The sequence below is a fragment of the Mesorhizobium sp. M0166 genome, from assembly GCF_040322255.1.
Lineage (GTDB): Bacteria > Pseudomonadota > Alphaproteobacteria > Rhizobiales > Rhizobiaceae > Mesorhizobium.
On the sequence record NZ_JAMYTD010000034.1, the window covers coordinates 27,540 to 44,678 of the forward strand.

General features: G+C 62.2%; 19 protein-coding genes. 13 read left to right on the forward strand and 6 right to left on the reverse strand.

Annotated elements, in window-relative coordinates; all coding sequences use genetic code 11:
- The first annotated feature begins 14 nt into the window (after positions 1-14).
- From NKJ46_RS26745 to NKJ46_RS26790, 10 genes are all read left to right on the forward strand, one after another.
- Positions 15-590, forward strand: a complete 576-nt coding sequence (locus NKJ46_RS26745) for a DUF4893 domain-containing protein (RefSeq protein WP_352668878.1) — start codon at positions 15-17, stop codon at positions 588-590.
- Positions 591-670: 80 nt separating this feature from the next.
- On the forward strand, positions 671-1,453 hold the full coding sequence (locus tag NKJ46_RS26750; RefSeq protein WP_352668880.1) for a formyl transferase: 783 nt from the start codon (positions 671-673) through the stop codon (positions 1,451-1,453).
- A 43-nt stretch (positions 1,454-1,496) separates the two neighbouring features.
- Positions 1,497-2,408 carry a fatty acid desaturase gene (locus NKJ46_RS26755; protein ID WP_352668882.1) on the forward strand — a complete coding sequence of 304 codons (912 nt, stop codon included), beginning with the start codon at positions 1,497-1,499 and terminating at the stop codon, positions 2,406-2,408.
- Positions 2,409-2,641: 233 nt separating this feature from the next.
- The gene (locus NKJ46_RS26760; protein ID WP_352490721.1) at positions 2,642-2,944 is read left to right on the forward strand and encodes a virulence factor; all 303 of its coding nucleotides are present in this window, start codon (positions 2,642-2,644) and stop codon (positions 2,942-2,944) included.
- Positions 2,937-3,560, forward strand: a complete 624-nt coding sequence (locus NKJ46_RS26765; protein ID WP_352668884.1) for a methylenetetrahydrofolate reductase C-terminal domain-containing protein — start codon at positions 2,937-2,939, stop codon at positions 3,558-3,560. Before NKJ46_RS26760 ends, NKJ46_RS26765 begins: the two co-directional genes overlap by 8 nt.
- Positions 3,557-4,648: a methylenetetrahydrofolate reductase gene (locus tag NKJ46_RS26770; protein ID WP_352668886.1), complete on the forward strand. Its 1,092-nt coding sequence runs from the start codon at positions 3,557-3,559 to the stop codon at positions 4,646-4,648. Before NKJ46_RS26765 ends, NKJ46_RS26770 begins: the two co-directional genes overlap by 4 nt.
- An 80-nt stretch (positions 4,649-4,728) precedes the next feature.
- Positions 4,729-5,703 carry a methyltetrahydrofolate cobalamin methyltransferase gene (locus NKJ46_RS26775; protein ID WP_023676516.1) on the forward strand — a complete coding sequence of 325 codons (975 nt, stop codon included), beginning with the start codon at positions 4,729-4,731 and terminating at the stop codon, positions 5,701-5,703.
- A gap of 112 nt (positions 5,704-5,815) precedes the next feature.
- On the forward strand, positions 5,816-7,885 hold the full coding sequence (locus NKJ46_RS26780) for an ASKHA domain-containing protein (protein ID WP_352668888.1): 2,070 nt from the start codon (positions 5,816-5,818) through the stop codon (positions 7,883-7,885).
- A 186-nt stretch (positions 7,886-8,071) separates the two neighbouring features.
- On the forward strand, positions 8,072-8,236 hold the full coding sequence (locus NKJ46_RS26785; RefSeq protein ID WP_352668890.1) for a hypothetical protein: 165 nt from the start codon (positions 8,072-8,074) through the stop codon (positions 8,234-8,236).
- A 269-nt stretch (positions 8,237-8,505) separates the two neighbouring features.
- Positions 8,506-9,489 carry an alpha/beta hydrolase gene (locus NKJ46_RS26790; RefSeq protein ID WP_352668891.1) on the forward strand — a complete coding sequence of 328 codons (984 nt, stop codon included), beginning with the start codon at positions 8,506-8,508 and terminating at the stop codon, positions 9,487-9,489.
- Positions 9,490-9,497: 8 nt separating this feature from the next.
- Here the strand turns inward: NKJ46_RS26790 and NKJ46_RS26795 are convergent, their stop codons facing one another.
- Positions 9,498-10,397, reverse strand: a complete 900-nt coding sequence (locus NKJ46_RS26795) for a LysR substrate-binding domain-containing protein (RefSeq protein ID WP_352668892.1) — start codon at positions 10,395-10,397, stop codon at positions 9,498-9,500.
- Between the two features lie 229 nt (positions 10,398-10,626).
- Between NKJ46_RS26795 and NKJ46_RS26800 the strand changes: the two genes are divergently transcribed.
- The 3 genes from NKJ46_RS26800 (at position 10,627) to NKJ46_RS26810 (ending at position 12,566) form a co-directional block, all read left to right on the forward strand.
- Entirely contained in the window at positions 10,627-10,812 is a 186-nt protein-coding gene (locus NKJ46_RS26800) for a hypothetical protein (protein WP_292654847.1), read from the forward strand.
- Positions 10,813-11,146: 334 nt separating this feature from the next.
- A complete protein-coding gene (locus NKJ46_RS26805) occupies positions 11,147-11,281 on the forward strand; it encodes a hypothetical protein (RefSeq protein ID WP_013894968.1) in 135 nt (44 codons plus the stop codon).
- A 346-nt stretch (positions 11,282-11,627) separates the two neighbouring features.
- Complete coding sequence (locus tag NKJ46_RS26810) at positions 11,628-12,566, forward strand: GlxA family transcriptional regulator (protein WP_302895626.1); 939 nt, start codon at positions 11,628-11,630, stop codon at positions 12,564-12,566.
- Between the two features lie 31 nt (positions 12,567-12,597).
- On the opposite strand, the gene NKJ46_RS26815 is transcribed toward NKJ46_RS26810, so the two are convergent.
- The 5 genes from NKJ46_RS26815 to NKJ46_RS26835 form a co-directional block, all read right to left on the reverse strand.
- The gene (locus tag NKJ46_RS26815) at positions 12,598-13,383 is read right to left on the reverse strand and encodes an ABC transporter ATP-binding protein (RefSeq protein ID WP_352668894.1); all 786 of its coding nucleotides are present in this window, start codon (positions 13,381-13,383) and stop codon (positions 12,598-12,600) included.
- The gene (locus tag NKJ46_RS26820) at positions 13,380-14,156 is read right to left on the reverse strand and encodes an ABC transporter permease (protein WP_352668895.1); all 777 of its coding nucleotides are present in this window, start codon (positions 14,154-14,156) and stop codon (positions 13,380-13,382) included. The genes NKJ46_RS26815 and NKJ46_RS26820 overlap by 4 nt, the downstream gene beginning before the upstream one ends.
- Before the next feature lie 71 nt (positions 14,157-14,227).
- Positions 14,228-15,178, reverse strand: a complete 951-nt coding sequence (locus NKJ46_RS26825) for an ABC transporter substrate-binding protein (protein WP_352668897.1) — start codon at positions 15,176-15,178, stop codon at positions 14,228-14,230.
- 115 nt (positions 15,179-15,293) lie between these two features.
- The gene (locus NKJ46_RS26830; protein WP_352668898.1) at positions 15,294-16,142 is read right to left on the reverse strand and encodes a DUF1194 domain-containing protein; all 849 of its coding nucleotides are present in this window, start codon (positions 16,140-16,142) and stop codon (positions 15,294-15,296) included.
- 99 nt (positions 16,143-16,241) lie between these two features.
- Positions 16,242-17,066: a site-2 protease family protein gene (locus NKJ46_RS26835; RefSeq protein ID WP_352668900.1), complete on the reverse strand. Its 825-nt coding sequence runs from the start codon at positions 17,064-17,066 to the stop codon at positions 16,242-16,244.
- Positions 17,067-17,139: the final 73 nt, after the last annotated feature.

Genomic DNA, 17,139 nt, shown 5'->3' on the forward strand with positions numbered 1-17,139 from the left:
GGGAAACGCCACCGATGATCGTTCGCCTCATCACTGCCGCAGCAGTTGTCTTCTGCTTTGCCCTGCCCGCGCTCGCCGATGGCGAGGTGCAGAAGCTGATAACCGCTGCCGACAAGGCGCGGCTCGACAAATATGGCGAGACGCGCAAGGCAGCGCTTGACGAGGCGAAGGCCGGCGATCCCGCCGAGGTCAAGCAACTCGACGCCTTGCTGGCAAAGCCGCTGGTTCCCTTCTCCGACAAGGACCTGACCGGCAATTGGCAATGCCGCACCATCAAGGCCGGTGGGTTGAGCCCGCTCGTCATCTATGGCTGGTTCAAATGCAAGGTGAGCGACGACGGTTCCGGCTGGAGACTGGAAAAGATCACCGGCTCGCAGCGCACCAAGGGCCGCTTCTTCGACGATAGCGAGAAACGCGCGATCTATCTCGGTTCCTTCTACGTCAACGACGATCCGGCAAAGCCCTACGGCAGCGGCCCGGAAAGCGATCAGGTCGGCTATGCCTTCCGCAACAGCGCCGGCGAATGGCGCATCGAGTTCCCGGCGCCCTACTACGAATCGAAGCTCGACATCCTCGAATTCAAGCGCTGAGCCCTCCGATCACCAAGGGTTAACCCGGTCGACCTAGCATTCGCGCGCAAAAGAACAGGTCTTTGCGGGGGTCGCGCAGCATGGCACGGTCGAAAACAAACCATCAGCCGATCGTCGTTGTCACCGAAGGGGGCCCGCATATCTGGGCGATCGTCAACGCCGTCGCCGATCAACTTGGCCCGGTCAGCGTCATCCTCGAAGCTCCTGAATCCAAAAAGCAATTGCTTCTCGGGCGGGCGCGGCGGCAAGGCTGGGCCTCGGCCATCGGTCAACTCGGCACGATGATGCTGACGCGCCTCGGCAAGCGCTTCTTCGCCGGCCACGCAGCACGGCTTGCCGCCGAGCAGAAGCTACAAACCGAACCGAAGCATGGGCAAAAGATCATCCACGTCCCGTCGGCCAACGCGCCGGAATGCCTGCAGGCGATCGCGGAAATCCAGCCGGGTGCGGTGCTGCTCGCCGGCTGCCGCTTGCTGTCGCGGCAGACGCTGGCAAAAATCCCTTGCCCGGTCCTCAACTACCATGCCGGCATCGCCCCGAAATACCGCGGCATGAACGGCGGCTACTGGGCGCTGGCTTCAGGCGATGCGGAAAACTTCGGCACCACCGTGCATCTCGTCGACGCCGGCGTCGACACTGGCGGCGTGCTGCGGCAGGCGCGTGGCAAACCGCAGCCGGGCGACACGATTTCAAGCTACGCGTTGCGGCAGGCGGCGTTCTCGCGCGATATCTGCGTCGAGGCGGTCAGGGATGCGCTGGCCGGCAAGCTCGGCACGGTGGATCCCGGCCTGCCTTCGAAACAATGGTATCATCCGACGGTCTGGTTTTATTTCTGGACCGGGATAAGGAACGGCGTCTGGTGACGCGCCGATTTACCGGACAGCCACCCGCCACTAACATTGCATCATGAGCGACATCGACCACCGCACCATCATTGCCGGCCTTTCAGTCGAGGATCGTCGCGACCTCACCGCCAGGCTTGACCGGCCAGGCATCGTCCGGCTGGCCGTCCATGGCGGGCTGGTTATCCTGCTGGGCGCGCTGATCGCCGCCCGCATCCCGTTCTGGCCGCTTCTCGTCTTGCCGCAGGGAATCCTGATCGTCTTCTTCTTCACGCCGTTGCACGAGACCATCCATGAAACGGCGTTCAGGACGGCGTGGCTCAATCGCGCTGTTGCCGCCGTGGCTGGCTTCCTGATCCTGCTGCCGCCGGCATGGTTCCGCTATTTCCATTTCGCCCATCACCGCCATACGCACGACCCGGAAAACGACCCCGAACTGATGGCGCCGAAGCCGGAGACCGTCAGCCAGTATCTGCGCTATCTGTCCGGCGGCCCCTATTGGATCGCCATGGGCCGCGTGGTCGCTACCAACGCGGCTGGCCGCAACCGCGACGGCTTTGTACCGGAAAAGGGCAGCGGCAAGGTGGTTGCCGAAGCACGGCTGTTCCTGATCGGCTATGCGGTGGTGCTGGCCGCATCGCTCGCCGCGCAGGCGGCGCTGCTGTTGTGGGTCTGGATCGTGCCGGTGCTGATCGGACAGCCGTTTTTGCGGGCCTACCTGCTGGCCGAGCACGCGTTGTGCCCGCACGTCGCCAACATGCTCGAGAACACCCGCACTACCTTCACCACAAGGCTGGTGCGCTTCGTGGCTTGGAACATGCCGTACCATTCGGAGCACCATTCCTATCCGGCCGTTCCCTTCCACAGCCTGCCGCGCTTCCATGAGATCGTCGCGGGGCATCTACGCACGACCGAACGAGGTTACGTGCGCTTCCACGGGAAGCTGGTCCGCAGCTTCGATGGCCGCGCCGGCTGACCTGTGCTGAAAGACTCCGCTTTCAGCCGCCGCCGTCGATTGCGTCGTTTTTGAAGGCCCCCGCGTCGTCCCATAACAAGCAGCCCAACAGCGCTTCCGGCAATGCTCGAAACCACTGCATCGGCCCAAAAGATCGGAATCGATCCTCGAAAGTACGACGCAGCAGAGTTAGGTGGTAGAGCATCGTTTGTGCGTCCGATTGGACGCGCGGCGCTCTCCAGGAGCAGGAATTCATGGCCGATCTGATCGTCGTCTACTGGCGCGACATCCCCGCCCAGGTCATCGTCAAGAAGGGCCGGCAGAACGCCAAGCGCGAACTGCCATTGCGCTTCACCGAGGCGATCGACATGTGCGCCATGCGCACCGGCGCCGGCGGCACCGACGACTATCTTGCCGAATGGCGCAAGGCAGAGCCCATCCCGGTCGGTGACGATCTTGAAGCCGAGGCCGAGAAAGCCCTTCAGGAACTTGACGCGAAATACGACCGTGAGCGGCTGGTCGCTCTGGTCAAGGCGGGCGGCAAAGAAAATGTCTGATCCCCAATCAATGCCGGCGACGACGGCTCAAGCCGGCGTGACCCAGGCGACCATCGTCAAGAACGCGGCGCCGAAATCCGACTACAAGCCGGCCGACGTGTCGCCGCAGCGGCGCGTGCAGCGCTCGTTTGCTGTGCGGCTTTGGTCGGTGCGGCATTCGCGGCTGCTCGAATGGTTCTACGCCAGGTTTGCCGACATGTTCCTGACTCTCCACCCGCTATGGAAGGGCATCGGCTACAGCCGTGTCGAAGGGCCGGTGAAATTCGTCGAGAAGCGCGTCAAGGGATTCATGTTCGACTGCCGCATGTGCGGCCAGTGCATCCTATCCTCGACCGGCATGTCGTGCCCGATGAACTGCCCCAAGCAATTGCGCAACGGCCCTTGCGGCGGTGTCCGCGCCAACGGCAATTGCGAGGTCGAGCCAGACATGCCTTGCGTCTGGGTCAAGGCCTGGGAAGGCTCGCGGAACATGGTGCATGGCGACAAGATTTTGGACGTGCAGAAGCCGGTGGATCAGTCCTTGCGCGAAACTTCCGCCTGGCTGCGGGTGACCGCGCAGGCCGCGGCCGCCCGCAATGCGGCCCACAACACTACCAACACCGGAGCGTCGGCATGATCGGCCGCCAGCCAGACGAGAATCCGGCCGGCATCCATTTGCCGCTCGATCCCCTGCCCGGCCACACCTCCCGCGGCCGGCTTGAGCGGGTTCTGCGACGCGGCGAGTTCGCAGTGACGACCGAGCTCAATCCGCCCGACAGCGCCGATCCGGAAGACGTCTACAACCGCGCCAGGATTTTCGACGGCTGGGTCGACGCGATCAATGCCGTCGACGCTTCCGGCGCCAACTGCCACATGTCGTCGGTCGGCATCTGCGCGTTGCTGACCCGCATGGGCTATGCCCCGATCATGCAGATCGCCTGCCGCGACCGGAACCGCATCGCCATCCAGGGCGACGTGCTTGGGGGTGCAGCGATGGGTGTCGCCAACATGCTGTGCCTGACCGGCGACGGCGTGCAGGCCGGCGACCAGCCCGGCGCCAAACCGGTGTTCGATCTCGACTGCATGTCGCTGCTCGAAACCTGCCGCATTATGCGCGACAACGGAAAATTCCTGTCCGGCCGCAAACTCACGACGCCGCCGCAGCTTTTCCTTGGCGCCGCCATCAACCCGTTCGCGCCGCCGATCGATTTCCGTCCCTATCGGCTGGGCAAGAAGATCACCGCCGGCGCGCAGTTCGTGCAGAGCCAGTACTGCTTCGACGTGCCGATGTTCCGCGCCTACATGCAGAAGGTCCGCGATCTCGGCTATACCGAGAAATGCTTCATCCTGTGCGGCGTCGGGCCGCTGGCCTCGGCCAAGACGGCCAAATGGATCCGCTCCAATGTGCCGGGCATTCACATTCCCGATCAGATCGTCAAGCGCCTGGAAGGCGCTCTGGATCAGAAGAAGGAAGGCAAGCAGCTCTGCATCGACATCATCAATGAGGTGAAGGAAATTCCCGGTGTGTCCGGTGTCCATGTGATGGCCTACCGCCAGGAAGAGTATGTCGCCGAGATCGTCGATGAATCCGGCGTGCTGAAGGGCCGCCGGCCGTGGAAGCGCGAAATCCGCCGCGACGACCAGCTCGTTGCCGACCGGCTCGACCACATACTGCATGACGACCTCACCGAAACCCAGGTCGATATGGTCAAGACCGCGCATTGACAGCGCGAATCGTCAGCATTCGCTTGATCAGAAACAGATAACGATATAAAGAACTCTTTATATCACGATGGAGAGATTTCATGACCCGGACCATCGTCGCCTCGGCGACACGAGAAATCATCATCGGCTTCGATCAGCCCTTCTGCGTGATCGGCGAGCGCATCAACCCGACCGGCCGTAAGAAACTGGCCGCCGAAATGATCGCCGGCAATTTTGAGACTGTCATCAAGGATGCGCTGGAGCAGGCCGCCTGTGGGGCGACCATGCTCGACGTCAATGCCGGCGTCACCGCAGTCGATCCCAACGCCACCGAGCCAGCGCTGCTGGTGCAGACGCTGGAGATCGTGCAAGGCCTGGTCGACCTGCCGTTGTCGATCGACTCCTCGGTGACTGCCGCGATCGAAGCGGCGCTGAAGGTTGCCAAGGGCCGGCCGCTGGTCAATTCTGTCACCGGCGAGGAGGAAAAGCTCGAAGCCATCCTGCCGCTGATCAAGAAATACAACGTCCCGGTCGTCGCCATTTCCAACGACGAGACCGGTATTTCGATGGACCCCGATGTGCGCTTCGCCGTCGCCAAGAAGATCGTTCAGCGCTGTGCCGACTTCGGCATTCCGGCGCATGATGTGGTCGTCGACCCGCTGGTCATGCCGATCGGCGCGCTGGGCGATGCCGGGCGCCAGGTATTTGCCCTGCTACGCCGGCTGCGCGAGGAACTCAAGGTCAACACCACCTGCGGCCTGTCCAACATCTCGTTCGGCCTGCCGCACCGTCACGGCATCAACGCCGCCTTCATCCCGATGGTGATCGGCGCCGGCATGACCTCGGCGATCATGAACCCGGTGCGGCCGCAGGAAATGGAAGCGGTGCGCGGCGCCAACGTGCTGAACGGCACCGACGAGAACTGCACCAACTGGATCAGGACCTACAAGGACTACAAGCCTGCTGAAGGCGGCCAGGCCGTTGCCGCGCGGACACAGGTCAACGCGCCGGGTGACGGCAATGGCAATGGCGGACGCAGGCGCGGCGGCCGCGAAGCGCGGATGGCCCGGGGTTGAGCCATGGCTTGGCCGACACGATATGGGCTTAGGACTGGGGAGGAACCGAAACACAGCGGCATAGCTGCCGTGGCCAAGACCCGAGCAGCGTAGAAAGTAAAGTCTGGAACGTATGAACTCTCCCGTCAACATCACCGATCCGCTCGTGCTGTTCATGCCGTCCGGCAAGCGCGGCCGGTTTCCGGTCGGCACACCGGTGCTGGATGCCGCGCGCCAGCTCGGTGTCTATGTCGAGAGCGTGTGCGGCGGGCGTGCCACTTGCGGGCGTTGCCAGATCGAGGTGCAGGAAGGCAATTTCGCCAAGCACAAGATCGTTTCCTCCAACGACCACATCTCGCCCAAGGGCGCGAAGGAAGAGCGCTACGAGCGCGTGCGTGGGCTGCCCGAGCGGCGCCGCCTGTCCTGCTCGGCGCAGATCCTCGGCGATCTCGTCGTCGACGTGCCGCAGGACACCGTCATCAACGCGCAGACCATCCGCAAGGACGCCGACACCAGGGTCATCGCCCGCGATGCGGCAATCCGCATGTGCTATGTCGAGATCGAAGAACCCGACATGCACAAGCCGCTCGGCGACCTCGACCGCCTGAAGATCGCGCTGATGAAGGACTGGGGCCTCAAGAGCCTCGATTTCGATTTCCATCTGTTGCCGCAGGTGCAAGGCATTTTGCGCAAGGGCAACTGGACCGCGACCGCCGCCATCCACAAGGACACCGACAGCGAGACCGCGCGGGTCATCGCTTTGTGGCCCGGCCTCAAGAACGAGGCGTACGGGCTTGCCTGCGATATCGGCTCGACCACCATCGCCATGCATCTGGTGTCGTTGCTGTCGGGCCGCGTCGCCGCCTCGTCGGGCACATCCAATCCGCAGATCCGCTTCGGCGAGGACCTGATGAGCCGTGTCTCGTACGTAATGATGAACCCGGACGGCCGCGAAGGCATGACGGTCGCCGTGCGCGAGGCCATTTCGGGGCTTGTGGACAAGGTCTGCACCGAAGGCAACGTCCAGCGCAATGACATCCTGGATTCCGTCTTCGTCGGTAATCCGATCATGCATCATCTGTTCCTCGGCATCGATCCGACCGAGCTCGGCGGCGCCCCCTTCGCGCTAGCCATCTCCGGCGCGGTGCACATCAAAGCATCGGATATCGGCTTGAAGCTCAACCAGGGCGCCAGGCTTTATATGCTGCCTTGCATTGCCGGCCATGTCGGCGCGGACGCTGCCGCGGTGACGCTGTCGGAAGGCCCGCACCGCCAGGACGAGATGATGCTGATCGTCGATGTCGGCACCAATGCCGAGATCGTGCTCGGCAATCGCCAGCGGGTCGTGGCGGCCTCCTCGCCAACCGGCCCAGCCTTCGAGGGTGCGGAAATCTCCGGTGGCCAGCGCGCCGCACCGGGTGCCATCGAGCGCGTCCGCATCGATCCTGAAACGCTTGAGCCGAAATACCGCGTCATCGGCTCGGAACTCTGGTCCGACGAGCCGGGCTTCCTCGACAGCGTTCAGGCGACCGGCGTCACCGGCATTTGCGGCTCGGGCATCATCGAGGTGGTCGCCGAGATGTATCTCGCCGGCATCATCTCCGAGGACGGCGTCGTCGATGGATCGCTGAGCGCCAACTCGTCTCGCGTCGTCGCCAACGGCCGCACCTTCTCCTATGTGCTGAAGGAAGGCGAGCCCAAGATCACCATCACCCAGACTGATGTGCGCGCTATCCAGCTTGCCAAGGCCGCCCTTTATGCCGGCACCAAGCTTTTGATGGAAAAGCAGCACACCGATCACGTCGACCGCATCCACTTCGCCGGCGCCTTCGGCTCGTTCATCGACCCGAAATACGCAATGGTGCTGGGCCTGATTCCGGATTGCGACCTCGACAAGGTCTCGGCCGTTGGCAATGCGGCCGGCGCCGGCGCCCGCATGGCGCTCTTGAACCGTGGCTATCGCCGCGAGATCGAGGAAACCGTTAGCAGGATCGAGAAGATCGAGACGGCGCTGGAGCCGAAATTCCAGGAACATTTCGTTTATGCCATGGCGCTCCCGAACAAGATCGACCCGTTCCCCAAGCTGTCAGCGGCGGTGAAACTGCCACCCCGCAAGACCGTCAGCGAGGACGGCATTGCCGGCGACGCTGCCCCGCGGCGGCGTTCGCGCGAAGGCCACGCCGCGCGGCGCGGGCGGGGATGACTCGCCTCCGCTAGGCTGTCAGACCTTCCATTTTCATTTGTATGCAAATGTTTCCAGATCGCACTGATCTGGAAACGAAATCGCGTTTTCGTGAAATCCGCCAGATACATAGGCGGAGCATTTAACCGGTATCGAACGGCAGGCGGAAACAATTTTCGGCCACCGCAACGCTCCAAGGAGATCAAGATGTCGATGTTCGAAAGCCTCGGCCGCTATGGTGCGGCCTTCAAGAAAACACGCGAAGCGCGCAAGTCGTTGCGCATCCTCAACAGCTTGCCGCCTGAGATCCAGAAGGACATTGGCTGGCCGGTGTCGCCGCTTTCGGTCGGATGGGGCGTGCAGCGCGGATGAAATTCATCGACAAATGCAAGCTGCTTGGTATTCGCCGGAGCCGCAATGCGGCTCCGGCTGCCATCAGTAATTGGCTGCGCGCCGCATTACTGTCCCGGCGTTGAGCTGCGCCGGTGGGCCAGCGACTTCATGGGCCGGACGCTTTGTCGCCGGCCGGGATCAAACCACCGTGTTGAGATTGCATAAATCTTGACTTTTTTGGTGGCGACACAATCTTCGAAATAGTCGGGGGTTCTCTTAGTCGGCTCAGCCGAAGTCCGTGTATCTGCATGCCCAGTCTCAAAAGCCACGTCGTGTCGTTCGTCCTCAGGTACAGCCGCAAGAAGGCGTTTTCCAGCCCCGAGAACCTACAGCGCTGGATCGCCTATGCGCGCAAGACGGAAAACCATCAGCCGCCTGCGTCGCTGCAGTCACGCCTGGAGATCACGACCCGCACGATCAACGGCTTTCCCGTCTACGAGATCGCTCCCCAGGCTGGTGAGCGGAGGCGGATTCTCTACCTGCACGGCGGCGCTTATGTCTTTGAAATCACACCCTATCATTGGCGGCTGATCGCCGACATGGCCGACCGTCTCGGGTTCGGTATCACCGTGCCGATCTATCCCATTGCTCCCGAACACGATTTTCACGTCATGTTCGGCATGGTCAGCGCCGTCTACCGCCAGATGTTCGGCGAAACCAGGGCGAATGACATCATTTTCATGGGCGATTCCGCCGGCGGAAATATGGCCGTCGTGCTGACCATGATGGCTGCGCAAGACGGCCTGCCCTTGCCATCGCGCCACGTACTGATTTCGCCCGGCCTCGACGTGTCGCTCGCCAACCCAGAAACGTATGAGGCTGAACGCAACGATCCATGGCTGGGCATTGCCGGCGGCCGCGAGGCGATCCGGCTTTACAGCGCCGGCATAGATCCCACCGACTGGCGCATCAGCCCGGTTTACGGCGACCTGTCGGTGCTGCCCAAAACGCTGCTGCTGACCGGTTCACGCGATCTGCTCACCCCCGACAATCTGATCTTCGCGGAAAAGGCGCGCGCGGCCGGCGTGGAAATTGAGGTCGTCCACGAGCAAGGCATGTTCCATGTCTGGCCGTTGATCGACATGCCGGAGGCGCGACGCGCGCGGGACAGTATAGTGGCCTTCTTGACCAACGAGACTGAGCGTTACCACGCCAAGGCAGGAGAGTTGTCGCTGCAGAGGACAGATCGCGACGGAACCCCTCGCGATCTGGTTGCGCCGCTCAGGTCATAGCTCTCAGTTCAGAACTTCCCAGTTTCCCTGAACATCTCAAACGTCGCGCGGATATGATCGGCGACTGCCTTCACCGGCGCGCTGGCGTCCGGCGTCACCACCATGGCGAGATTGTAGGTGCCGATGTCAGGCATGCCGTCCTTCGGGCACAACTCGACCATGTCGCTGCCAAGGAATGATTTCGGCAGCGGCGCGACTGCAAGATCCGCCATGATCGCGGCGCGCTGGCCGGCCGTGTGTGCGCTCATATAGGCGATACGGTAGTTGCGGCCCTCGCGGCCAAGCGCCTCCAATGCCCCTGCCCGCCAGGCACAGCCCTCTTCCCACAAGGAGACCGGCAGCGGCTCGCGTAGATGCGCGCAACCGCCCTTGGCACCGGCCCAGACGATCGGCTCTGTGAGCAGCACTTCGGCGCCGACCGCGCTGGTCTTGTAGGAGTTGGTGAGCAGCGTTATGTCGAGTGCCCGGTCGTCCATGCGCCGGCGCAGATTGACGCTCTGGTCGATGGTGACGTCGACCGCGATCGATGGATGCGATTGTGCGAACCGCTTCAGCACATGCGGCAGCACACGTTCGCCATAATCATCCGGCGAGCCGAGCCGCACCACCCCGACAATGTCTGGGATGATGAACTTCGACACCACCTCGCGATTGATCGACAGCAGCCGGCGCGCATAGCCGAGCAGCATCTCGCCATCGGTGGTCAGCGTCACCGAACGGGCATCGCGCGCGAACACCGAGCGGCCGAGAATATCCTCCAGCTTCTTGATCTGCATGGAGACGGCCGACGGCGTGCGGAAGACCGCATTGGCCGCAGTGGTGAAACTGCCGGTCTCGGCGATTGCAACGAAAGTGCGCAGAACGTCGAGATCGAGCAGTGGCAGCGGATGATTGAGTGGGGCGTTCATGGGAAGCGACCTTCAATTTTTCTGATGCAAACCATCATTCCATTTCGTTTGATTGAACATCAGTTTGGGAGGATAGTCAACTCCATCGAAGGCAAGACGCGTGGAAGTGGTCCTGAAACAACCATGACACGGACCTGCAATCGACACGAAATGAAGCTGAAACAAACCCGGTGTACCGCCTGACGCTGCAAGCGCCGGGACAACCCGGCCCAACGCGAAGGAGAATGAGATGTCTATCCTGTCATCTATCGGTCGGATCGCGACCGAGTTCAGCGAGGCCCGCGCCCGCTACCAGACGGAACGCGCTATCCGCGCGCTGCCGATTGAACTGCAGAAGGACATCGGCTGGCCCGATGCTGCCGATGCCAAGACCGGCACTCGCCATGGTGTGGGATCTTGGGCTGGAGCAAAGTAAACCGTGTGTATCAACAGCTGAAGGCCTGCCGCGCAGATCAGCCCGGCAGGTCTTTTTATTTGCATTCAAATGATTTTCCCGAGCCATGTCGCCGTCGCATGCCGCATATGAGCAAGTCGCATAGCAGCCCGCACAGGCAATCAACACATTGTAAATAATCGAAAATCCTGGGCAGAATGCCCAAATTTGTCGCATTCCGTGTCGCTTTTCATATCAAGTGCTTCGCTTTTGCGATTTAGATTCCCCTCACGTAAGCCTATATCATCATCTACAACGAGCTGCCCCACTCCATCAAGCGAAGGCGACCCGTCTGAGCAACCGAATGGAGATGATCATGAAGCTTTTTGCCCGCCTTTTTGCCCGCCGCGAAATGAACCTGACGACCGCGCTCGAGCGCCAGCGTCTGGCCAACACCATGCCTGGTCAGACCGGCGCCATGGCTGCCGCGCGCCTCGGCTTTGTCGCCTGAGACAGCGATCCTGGTAGAAGCAGCCCAGGGCTGCTTCGAGGTCGATCCAGCGCCGCTTCGGTTTTGCCGAGGCGGCGTTTTCGTGTGCAGCCTGCGTCGGCTCGTTTGGTCAAGCCGGTAGCATGTCGTGTCCTTCGCCGCATAGCGATTGCGCATTTGCGACCCGTGTCGCAAATAAAGTCTCTCCATTGCCATCTAGCCAATTGACATGAAACGTCTTTCCTGATGTCGCTATGCTAATCGCGACATCCTGTTCGCGCCATTGCAGCGTGAGGATCTACCCGTGAACGTCGTAAAGCACCCGATCCGGCGATCGTTCGTATTCTTCCTAGTCCCCGATTTCACCATGATCGCCTTCGCGACGGCGCTCGATCCGTTGCGTTCGGCCAACCGCATGCTCGGCTATGAAGCCTATCGCTGGCGGCTCGCCAGCATCGACGGCAAGCCGGTGCGCGCCTCAAACGGCGTCGAATGCGCCGTCAACACCTCGCTGGAGGAAGAGCGCAAGAAAATGTCCGGACCGGACCGGCCGAACATGGCTATCGTCTGCAGCGGCATCAATGTCGAGCGCTACCAGAACAAATCGGCCTTTGCCTGGTTGCGCGAGGAGTACAATCGCGGCGTTGCCGTCGGCGGCCTGTGCACCGGCGCGCATATCCTGGCCGCCGCCGGCCTGCTGTCCAACAAGCGCTGCGCCATCCATTGGGAGAACCTGCCGGGCTTTTCCGAGGCGTTCCCCAAGGCCAATGTCTTCGCCGACCTCTTCGAGATCGACCAGAACATCTACACCTGCGCCGGCGGCACCGCGGCGCTCGACATGATGCTGAAGCTGATCGGCGACGATTTCGACGAGAGCCTCGTCAACCGCGTCTGCGAGCAGGTGCTGACCGATCGCGTGCGCAGCCCAACCGACCGCCAGCGCCTGCCGCTGCGCGCCCGCCTTGGCGTGCAGAATTCCAAGGTTCTGACCATTATCGAACTGATGGAGGCCAATCTCTCCGAGCCGCTCTCGCTGATCGAGATCGCTGACCATGTCGACCTGTCGCGCCGGCAGATCGAGCGCCTGTTCCGCACCGAGATGGGGCGCTCCCCTGCCCGTTACTATCTGGAGATCCGCCTCGACCGCGCCCGGCACCTGCTGATCCAGTCGTCGTTGCCGGTGGTCGAAGTGGCGGTCGCCTGCGGCTTTGTTTCCGCCTCGCATTTCTCCAAATGCTATCGCGAGTTGTACGCCCGCTCGCCGCAACAAGAACGCGTCGACCGCAAACAGCTTCTGGCGGCTTGATCGGACCATCGGCTGAACGAAGCCCGCCGAGTCAATGCACTTCGGCCGTGCGCATCGCCTCGACGCGGATGTCTTCCGTCAGCCGCGCCTTCAGGGCCGAAAACTCCGGGCTGGTCTTCAGCGTATAGTGGCGCGGATGCGGCAGGTCGACGGCAACGTCCGATTTGATGCGGCCCGGCCGTGCCGTCATCACGACCACGCGCGACGCCATGAAGATCGCCTCCTCTATGTCGTGGGTGACGAACAGCACCGTTTTTTGCCGGCGCTCCCAGATGCCGAGGAGCAGTTCCTGCATCAGTCCGCGGGTCTGGTTGTCGAGTGCGCCGAACGGCTCGTCGAGCAGCAGGATCTCCGGATCGTTGGCCAGTGCCCGGGCAATCGCGGTGCGCTGCTGCATGCCGCCGGAAAGCTGCTTCGGCCAATGGTTTTCAAAACCTCTCAGACCGACGAGATCGACGTAGGACGCGACGATGTCGCTGCGCTCGCGCTCTGCCATTCCGCGCTCGCGCAGGCCGAAGGCGATGTTGTCGGCGACCGTCAGCCACGGGAACAGCGTGTACGACTGGAAAACCATGCCACGGTCCGGGCCCGGCCGGTCCACCACCCTGCCATCGAGCAGAACACGTCCCCCACTCGGCGCTTCGAGGCCGGCGACGATCCTGAGCAGCGTCGACTTTCCACAGCCGGATGGTCCCAGGATGGTGATGAAGTCGTTGGCGGCAACCGCCAGATCGACCGGCATAAGTGCCCGGACCGGCTGCCCGCCGCCGACACCGGCGAAGGTGCGCGAGACGGCTTCGATGAGAAGCTTACTCACGCCAGGCTCCACGGAAACAGCCAGCGGTTGAGCGCCTTGAAGGCGAAATCGGACAGCAGCCCGATCAGACCGATGACGATGATGCCGAAGATGATCTGCCCCGTCGCCAGCCGCGACTGGCTGTTGATGATCATGTAGCCGATGCCCGACGACGAGCCGATCAGCTCGGCGACGATGACGTAAGTCCAGGCCCAGCCGAGCACCAGCCGCAGCGTCTCTGCAATCTCCGGCGCATTCGCCGGCATGATCACGCGCCGTACGATGCCGTTGTCGGACGAGCCAAGCGTGTAGGCCGCCTCGACCAGGTCGCGCCGTGTGCCGCCGACCTTGACCGCGATGATCAGGATGATCTGGAACACCGAGCCGACGAAGATCACCAGCAGTTTTTCGAGCTCGCCAACGCCCGCCCACAGGATGAGCAGCGGGATGAAGGCCGATGCCGGCAAATAGCGGGCGAAGGAGACGAACGGCTCCAGGAACGCCTCCACCGGCTTCCAGGCGCCCATCACGATGCCGAGCGGAACGGCAACGCTGGCCGCCATCAGAAACCCGCCGAAGACCCGCCAGATGGTGATGAGGATGTCGAGCCAGAAGCGATCCTCGACCAGCAGCCGCCAGCCGTCTCTCACCATCGACAGCGGATCGGCAAGGAAAATGCGATTGACGTGGCCGCCAAGCGTGATCCACGCCCAGAACGCCACGAACAGCAGGAAGAACGAGATGCCGAGCACGGTTCGAATGCCCGGCGAGACCGGATGCAAGGGGCGCGGCATCTTCGACCGTCCTCTGATCTGAATGAAAAAGCGGCGGCGCACGCGCCACCGCCGGGCGACAATCCTGCCGGTTAGTCGGCGACGGCGCTGGTGTCGGCCAATGTCGAGACGTCGGGCGCTTCCTTGATCAAGCCCATCTGCAGCAGAAGCTCGCCGGCGGTCTTGGAAAAGTCCTGAAATTCCTTGGTGAAGAACTGCTTGTTCTCGGCCCTGTCGGCCCATTTCAAGTATTTGGCCGACTCTTCGAACTCCTTGGCCGACTGCTTCACGTCGGCGCCCATCGTCTCATAGGATTTCGCCGGATCGCTCTTGATCAGGTCGAGTGCCTCGAAATAGCTGTCGGCAAGCGCCTTGGCCGCATCCGGATTGGCCTTGAGGAACTCCGGCGTGCAGCCGACCGTGTCGAGCACCATCGGATAGTCGAGAGTGGTCACAAGGATATGGCCCTGGTCGGACTTTTCGCGCACCGCCGAGATGAACGGCTCATAGGTGACCGCCGCATCGTTCTGGCCGGCGAGAAAGGCCTGCGCCGCCGCGTCCGGCTCCAGGTTGACGACCGTCACGTCCTTGGTCGACATGCCGTTCTTGTTGAGCACCCAGGCCAGCATGAAATAGGGCGACGTGCCCGGCGCCGAGGACGCGACCGACTTACCTTTGAGATCGGCGACGGTCTTGATGTCGTTGCGGGCGACAATGCCGTCGGCGCCGTAGGACTTGTCGAGCTGGAATATCTGCTTGGTCGTCACACCATTGGCGTTCCAGACCAGCCAGGTCTCGACCGTGGTGGCGGCGCATTGCAGGTCGCCGCTGGCGATGGCGAGCGGCCGGCTGGCTTGCGGCACCTTCTTCAAGGTGACGTCGAGCCCGTGCTTTTCGAAGATGCCGGCCTGCTTGGCGAGGGTCAGCGGCGCAAAGCCGGTCCATCCACTGATGCCGATGCTGATCGATGTGGCGGCCGTGGCCGGCGCGGACAATCCGACGGCAAGCGTCAAGCCTGCGGCAAGAATTCCGATCCTCTTCATCTCGGTTCCCCTTTTTATGTGTTCGGATGGGGAATTGTGTCACAGACGCCTACATGCTTGTCAATGAAGCAGCTGCTGCACTGCGGTATCTCACCACCGGCAGTAAACTTCGCCATTAGCGGGTGTTGTACATCCAGCTGCGATCGCGCCACATTTTCTCGCCGACCAGGCAGTCGGTGTCGGGGATGTTCTGTGCCAGCACCAATGGCGGATGGGCGGCCTCTTGCGCCGCTCGCTGCGGCGAGGCCGGACCGGCAAGCTCCAGCACCAGCTTGCGGCGGATGGCTTCCGGAAACTGCGTCCAGTCATTGACCGGGATCATGAAGGAGCCCGGCCCGCCGATGACGCAGTCGCTGTAGTAACGGTCGAGATTGTTGACATCGTAAGCGCTGCTGAACCCGCCCCTGGTCATCAGCGGCAGGCCGTTGACGGTGATGCCCTGCTTGATCACGGCGTCGCGGGTGATATCGACGGGTGCGCCCTGGTTGTTGGGGCCGTCACCTGAAATGTCGATCACCCGCTTGACGCCCTGGAAGCCGCTTTCGGCAAAGAGATCGCTGGCGAATTCTAAGGCGCCGGAGATCGAGGTGCGCCTGGCACTGGCCGGCGGATGAGCGGAAAGCTGCGCTGCGAGCCGCTCGGCGTCGGCACGATTGGCGATCACCGTCCACGGCACGACGACCTGCTGCCAGGTCGCGCCAGCCCATTCGACATAGGTGACGGCAATCTTGCCATGAGCGCCTTCGCCGATTGCCTGCAGGACATCGTCGTGCGTCAGCGCCGCCGCATAGCCGTGACGCTGGATTTCGAGTTCGTCGGGCGACATGGACAGCGAAACGTCGACTGCCAGTACCAATTCGATGTCAACGGGTTCGGCAGCTCGGGATATCGCCGTCGGCCATAGCACCGAGGCCAGCGCGGCGGCACCCGAGACGAGATGTCTTGCACAGGCAAAACCAGACATGCCGCACAGTAAGCGAAAATCGCCGATCGACAAAGAGGAAGCCCGGTGGAGAGCCGGGCTCACCCGGTCACATTTTTGCGAACCGCCGGAAAATGAATTTCATTTGTGGATGCGGTGCCCGCCCCGTCCCCGCCACTCCACGGCCTTCTCGACATCCGTCTCGGAGGATGGGTCCGGCTTCGGTTTTCTAGTACCGACCCCGCGCGCTGCCCTCCAGTTCGGCTTGAATGACGGCGGAAGCCACAACAGAATACCTGCACCCGCGGCAGGCAAGATGATCGCAAAACGTAGAATTGAAAGTATGATGCCGCAGATGCCGACGATCTGCGCGGCCCGGCGGACGCCGAAGCGTCTCAGGAACAAATGTCTTGCAATCACGCCGCCATCCAGATCGTAGGCGGGCAGGATGTTGAGAACGATAAGCGACACGTTCAACAATGCGCCGATCCAAAGCGTCCATTCCAGAGGACCGGCCGACCTTGACGGCAGCCACCCGAATGGCCTTTCGGGCGCAACTGGGATGAGTTCTCCAAGAACCAGATAATAGGCCGCAGCGAAAAACGCGGCGAGCGCGACGTTCGCCAGGGGACCTGCTATCGCAATCCGCGCCCAGGCAGGCGATGGCGCTGCGGCGCGTTTGAAACGCGTGAGCCCGCCGAAGAGATATAATTCTATCCTGTCGGTGGCGACGCCTTGTCGGCGTCCGATCCAGGCGTGTGCCAGTTCGTGCCGAAATATCGACGCAAACAGAAGCGCTGCAAAGATAGAGGTATGGATCAGTGCATCCTTGGGTCGGCTCGCCCACTCGTTCAGGAAGGGCAGCACAATGGGAATTGCGAAGGTCCAGCTGACGCGAACCGGGATATTCCTGTTCAGCTGAAACACAAGCGCATCGTTTTTTCTGTCCCAGCCGATCCGCCGCAAAGGCACCCCCAATCGCAGCGCGACGGTAAGCGAGAATCATCGCTCCACAAAGCGAAAAGCCCGACGAAGAATC

Excerpts from the sequence above, each read along its gene's own strand:
- NKJ46_RS26805 (WP_013894968.1), top strand. The coding sequence starts at position 11,147 with ATGAAGCTTTTTGCCCGCCTTTTTGCCCGCCGCGAAATGAACCTGACG.
- NKJ46_RS26775 (WP_023676516.1), top strand. The coding sequence starts at position 4,729 with ATGACCCGGACCATCGTCGCCTCGGCGACACGAGAAATCATCATCGGC.
- NKJ46_RS26825 (WP_352668897.1), bottom strand. The coding sequence starts at position 15,178 with ATGAAGAGGATCGGAATTCTTGCCGCAGGCTTGACGCTTGCCGTCGGA.
- NKJ46_RS26765 (WP_352668884.1), top strand. The coding sequence starts at position 2,937 with ATGTCTGATCCCCAATCAATGCCGGCGACGACGGCTCAAGCCGGCGTG.
- NKJ46_RS26800 (WP_292654847.1), top strand. The coding sequence starts at position 10,627 with ATGTCTATCCTGTCATCTATCGGTCGGATCGCGACCGAGTTCAGCGAG.
- NKJ46_RS26830 (WP_352668898.1), bottom strand. The coding sequence starts at position 16,142 with ATGTCTGGTTTTGCCTGTGCAAGACATCTCGTCTCGGGTGCCGCCGCG.
- NKJ46_RS26810 (WP_302895626.1), top strand. The coding sequence starts at position 11,628 with ATGATCGCCTTCGCGACGGCGCTCGATCCGTTGCGTTCGGCCAACCGC.
- NKJ46_RS26795 (WP_352668892.1), bottom strand. The coding sequence starts at position 10,397 with ATGAACGCCCCACTCAATCATCCGCTGCCACTGCTCGATCTCGACGTT.
- NKJ46_RS26750 (WP_352668880.1), top strand. The coding sequence starts at position 671 with ATGGCACGGTCGAAAACAAACCATCAGCCGATCGTCGTTGTCACCGAA.
- NKJ46_RS26785 (WP_352668890.1), top strand. The coding sequence starts at position 8,072 with ATGTCGATGTTCGAAAGCCTCGGCCGCTATGGTGCGGCCTTCAAGAAA.
- NKJ46_RS26745 (WP_352668878.1), top strand. The coding sequence starts at position 15 with ATGATCGTTCGCCTCATCACTGCCGCAGCAGTTGTCTTCTGCTTTGCC.
- NKJ46_RS26770 (WP_352668886.1), top strand. The coding sequence starts at position 3,557 with ATGATCGGCCGCCAGCCAGACGAGAATCCGGCCGGCATCCATTTGCCG.
- NKJ46_RS26790 (WP_352668891.1), top strand. The coding sequence starts at position 8,506 with ATGCCCAGTCTCAAAAGCCACGTCGTGTCGTTCGTCCTCAGGTACAGC.
- NKJ46_RS26820 (WP_352668895.1), bottom strand. The coding sequence starts at position 14,156 with ATGCCGCGCCCCTTGCATCCGGTCTCGCCGGGCATTCGAACCGTGCTC.
- NKJ46_RS26760 (WP_352490721.1), top strand. The coding sequence starts at position 2,642 with ATGGCCGATCTGATCGTCGTCTACTGGCGCGACATCCCCGCCCAGGTC.
- NKJ46_RS26755 (WP_352668882.1), top strand. The coding sequence starts at position 1,497 with ATGAGCGACATCGACCACCGCACCATCATTGCCGGCCTTTCAGTCGAG.
- NKJ46_RS26780 (WP_352668888.1), top strand. The coding sequence starts at position 5,816 with ATGAACTCTCCCGTCAACATCACCGATCCGCTCGTGCTGTTCATGCCG.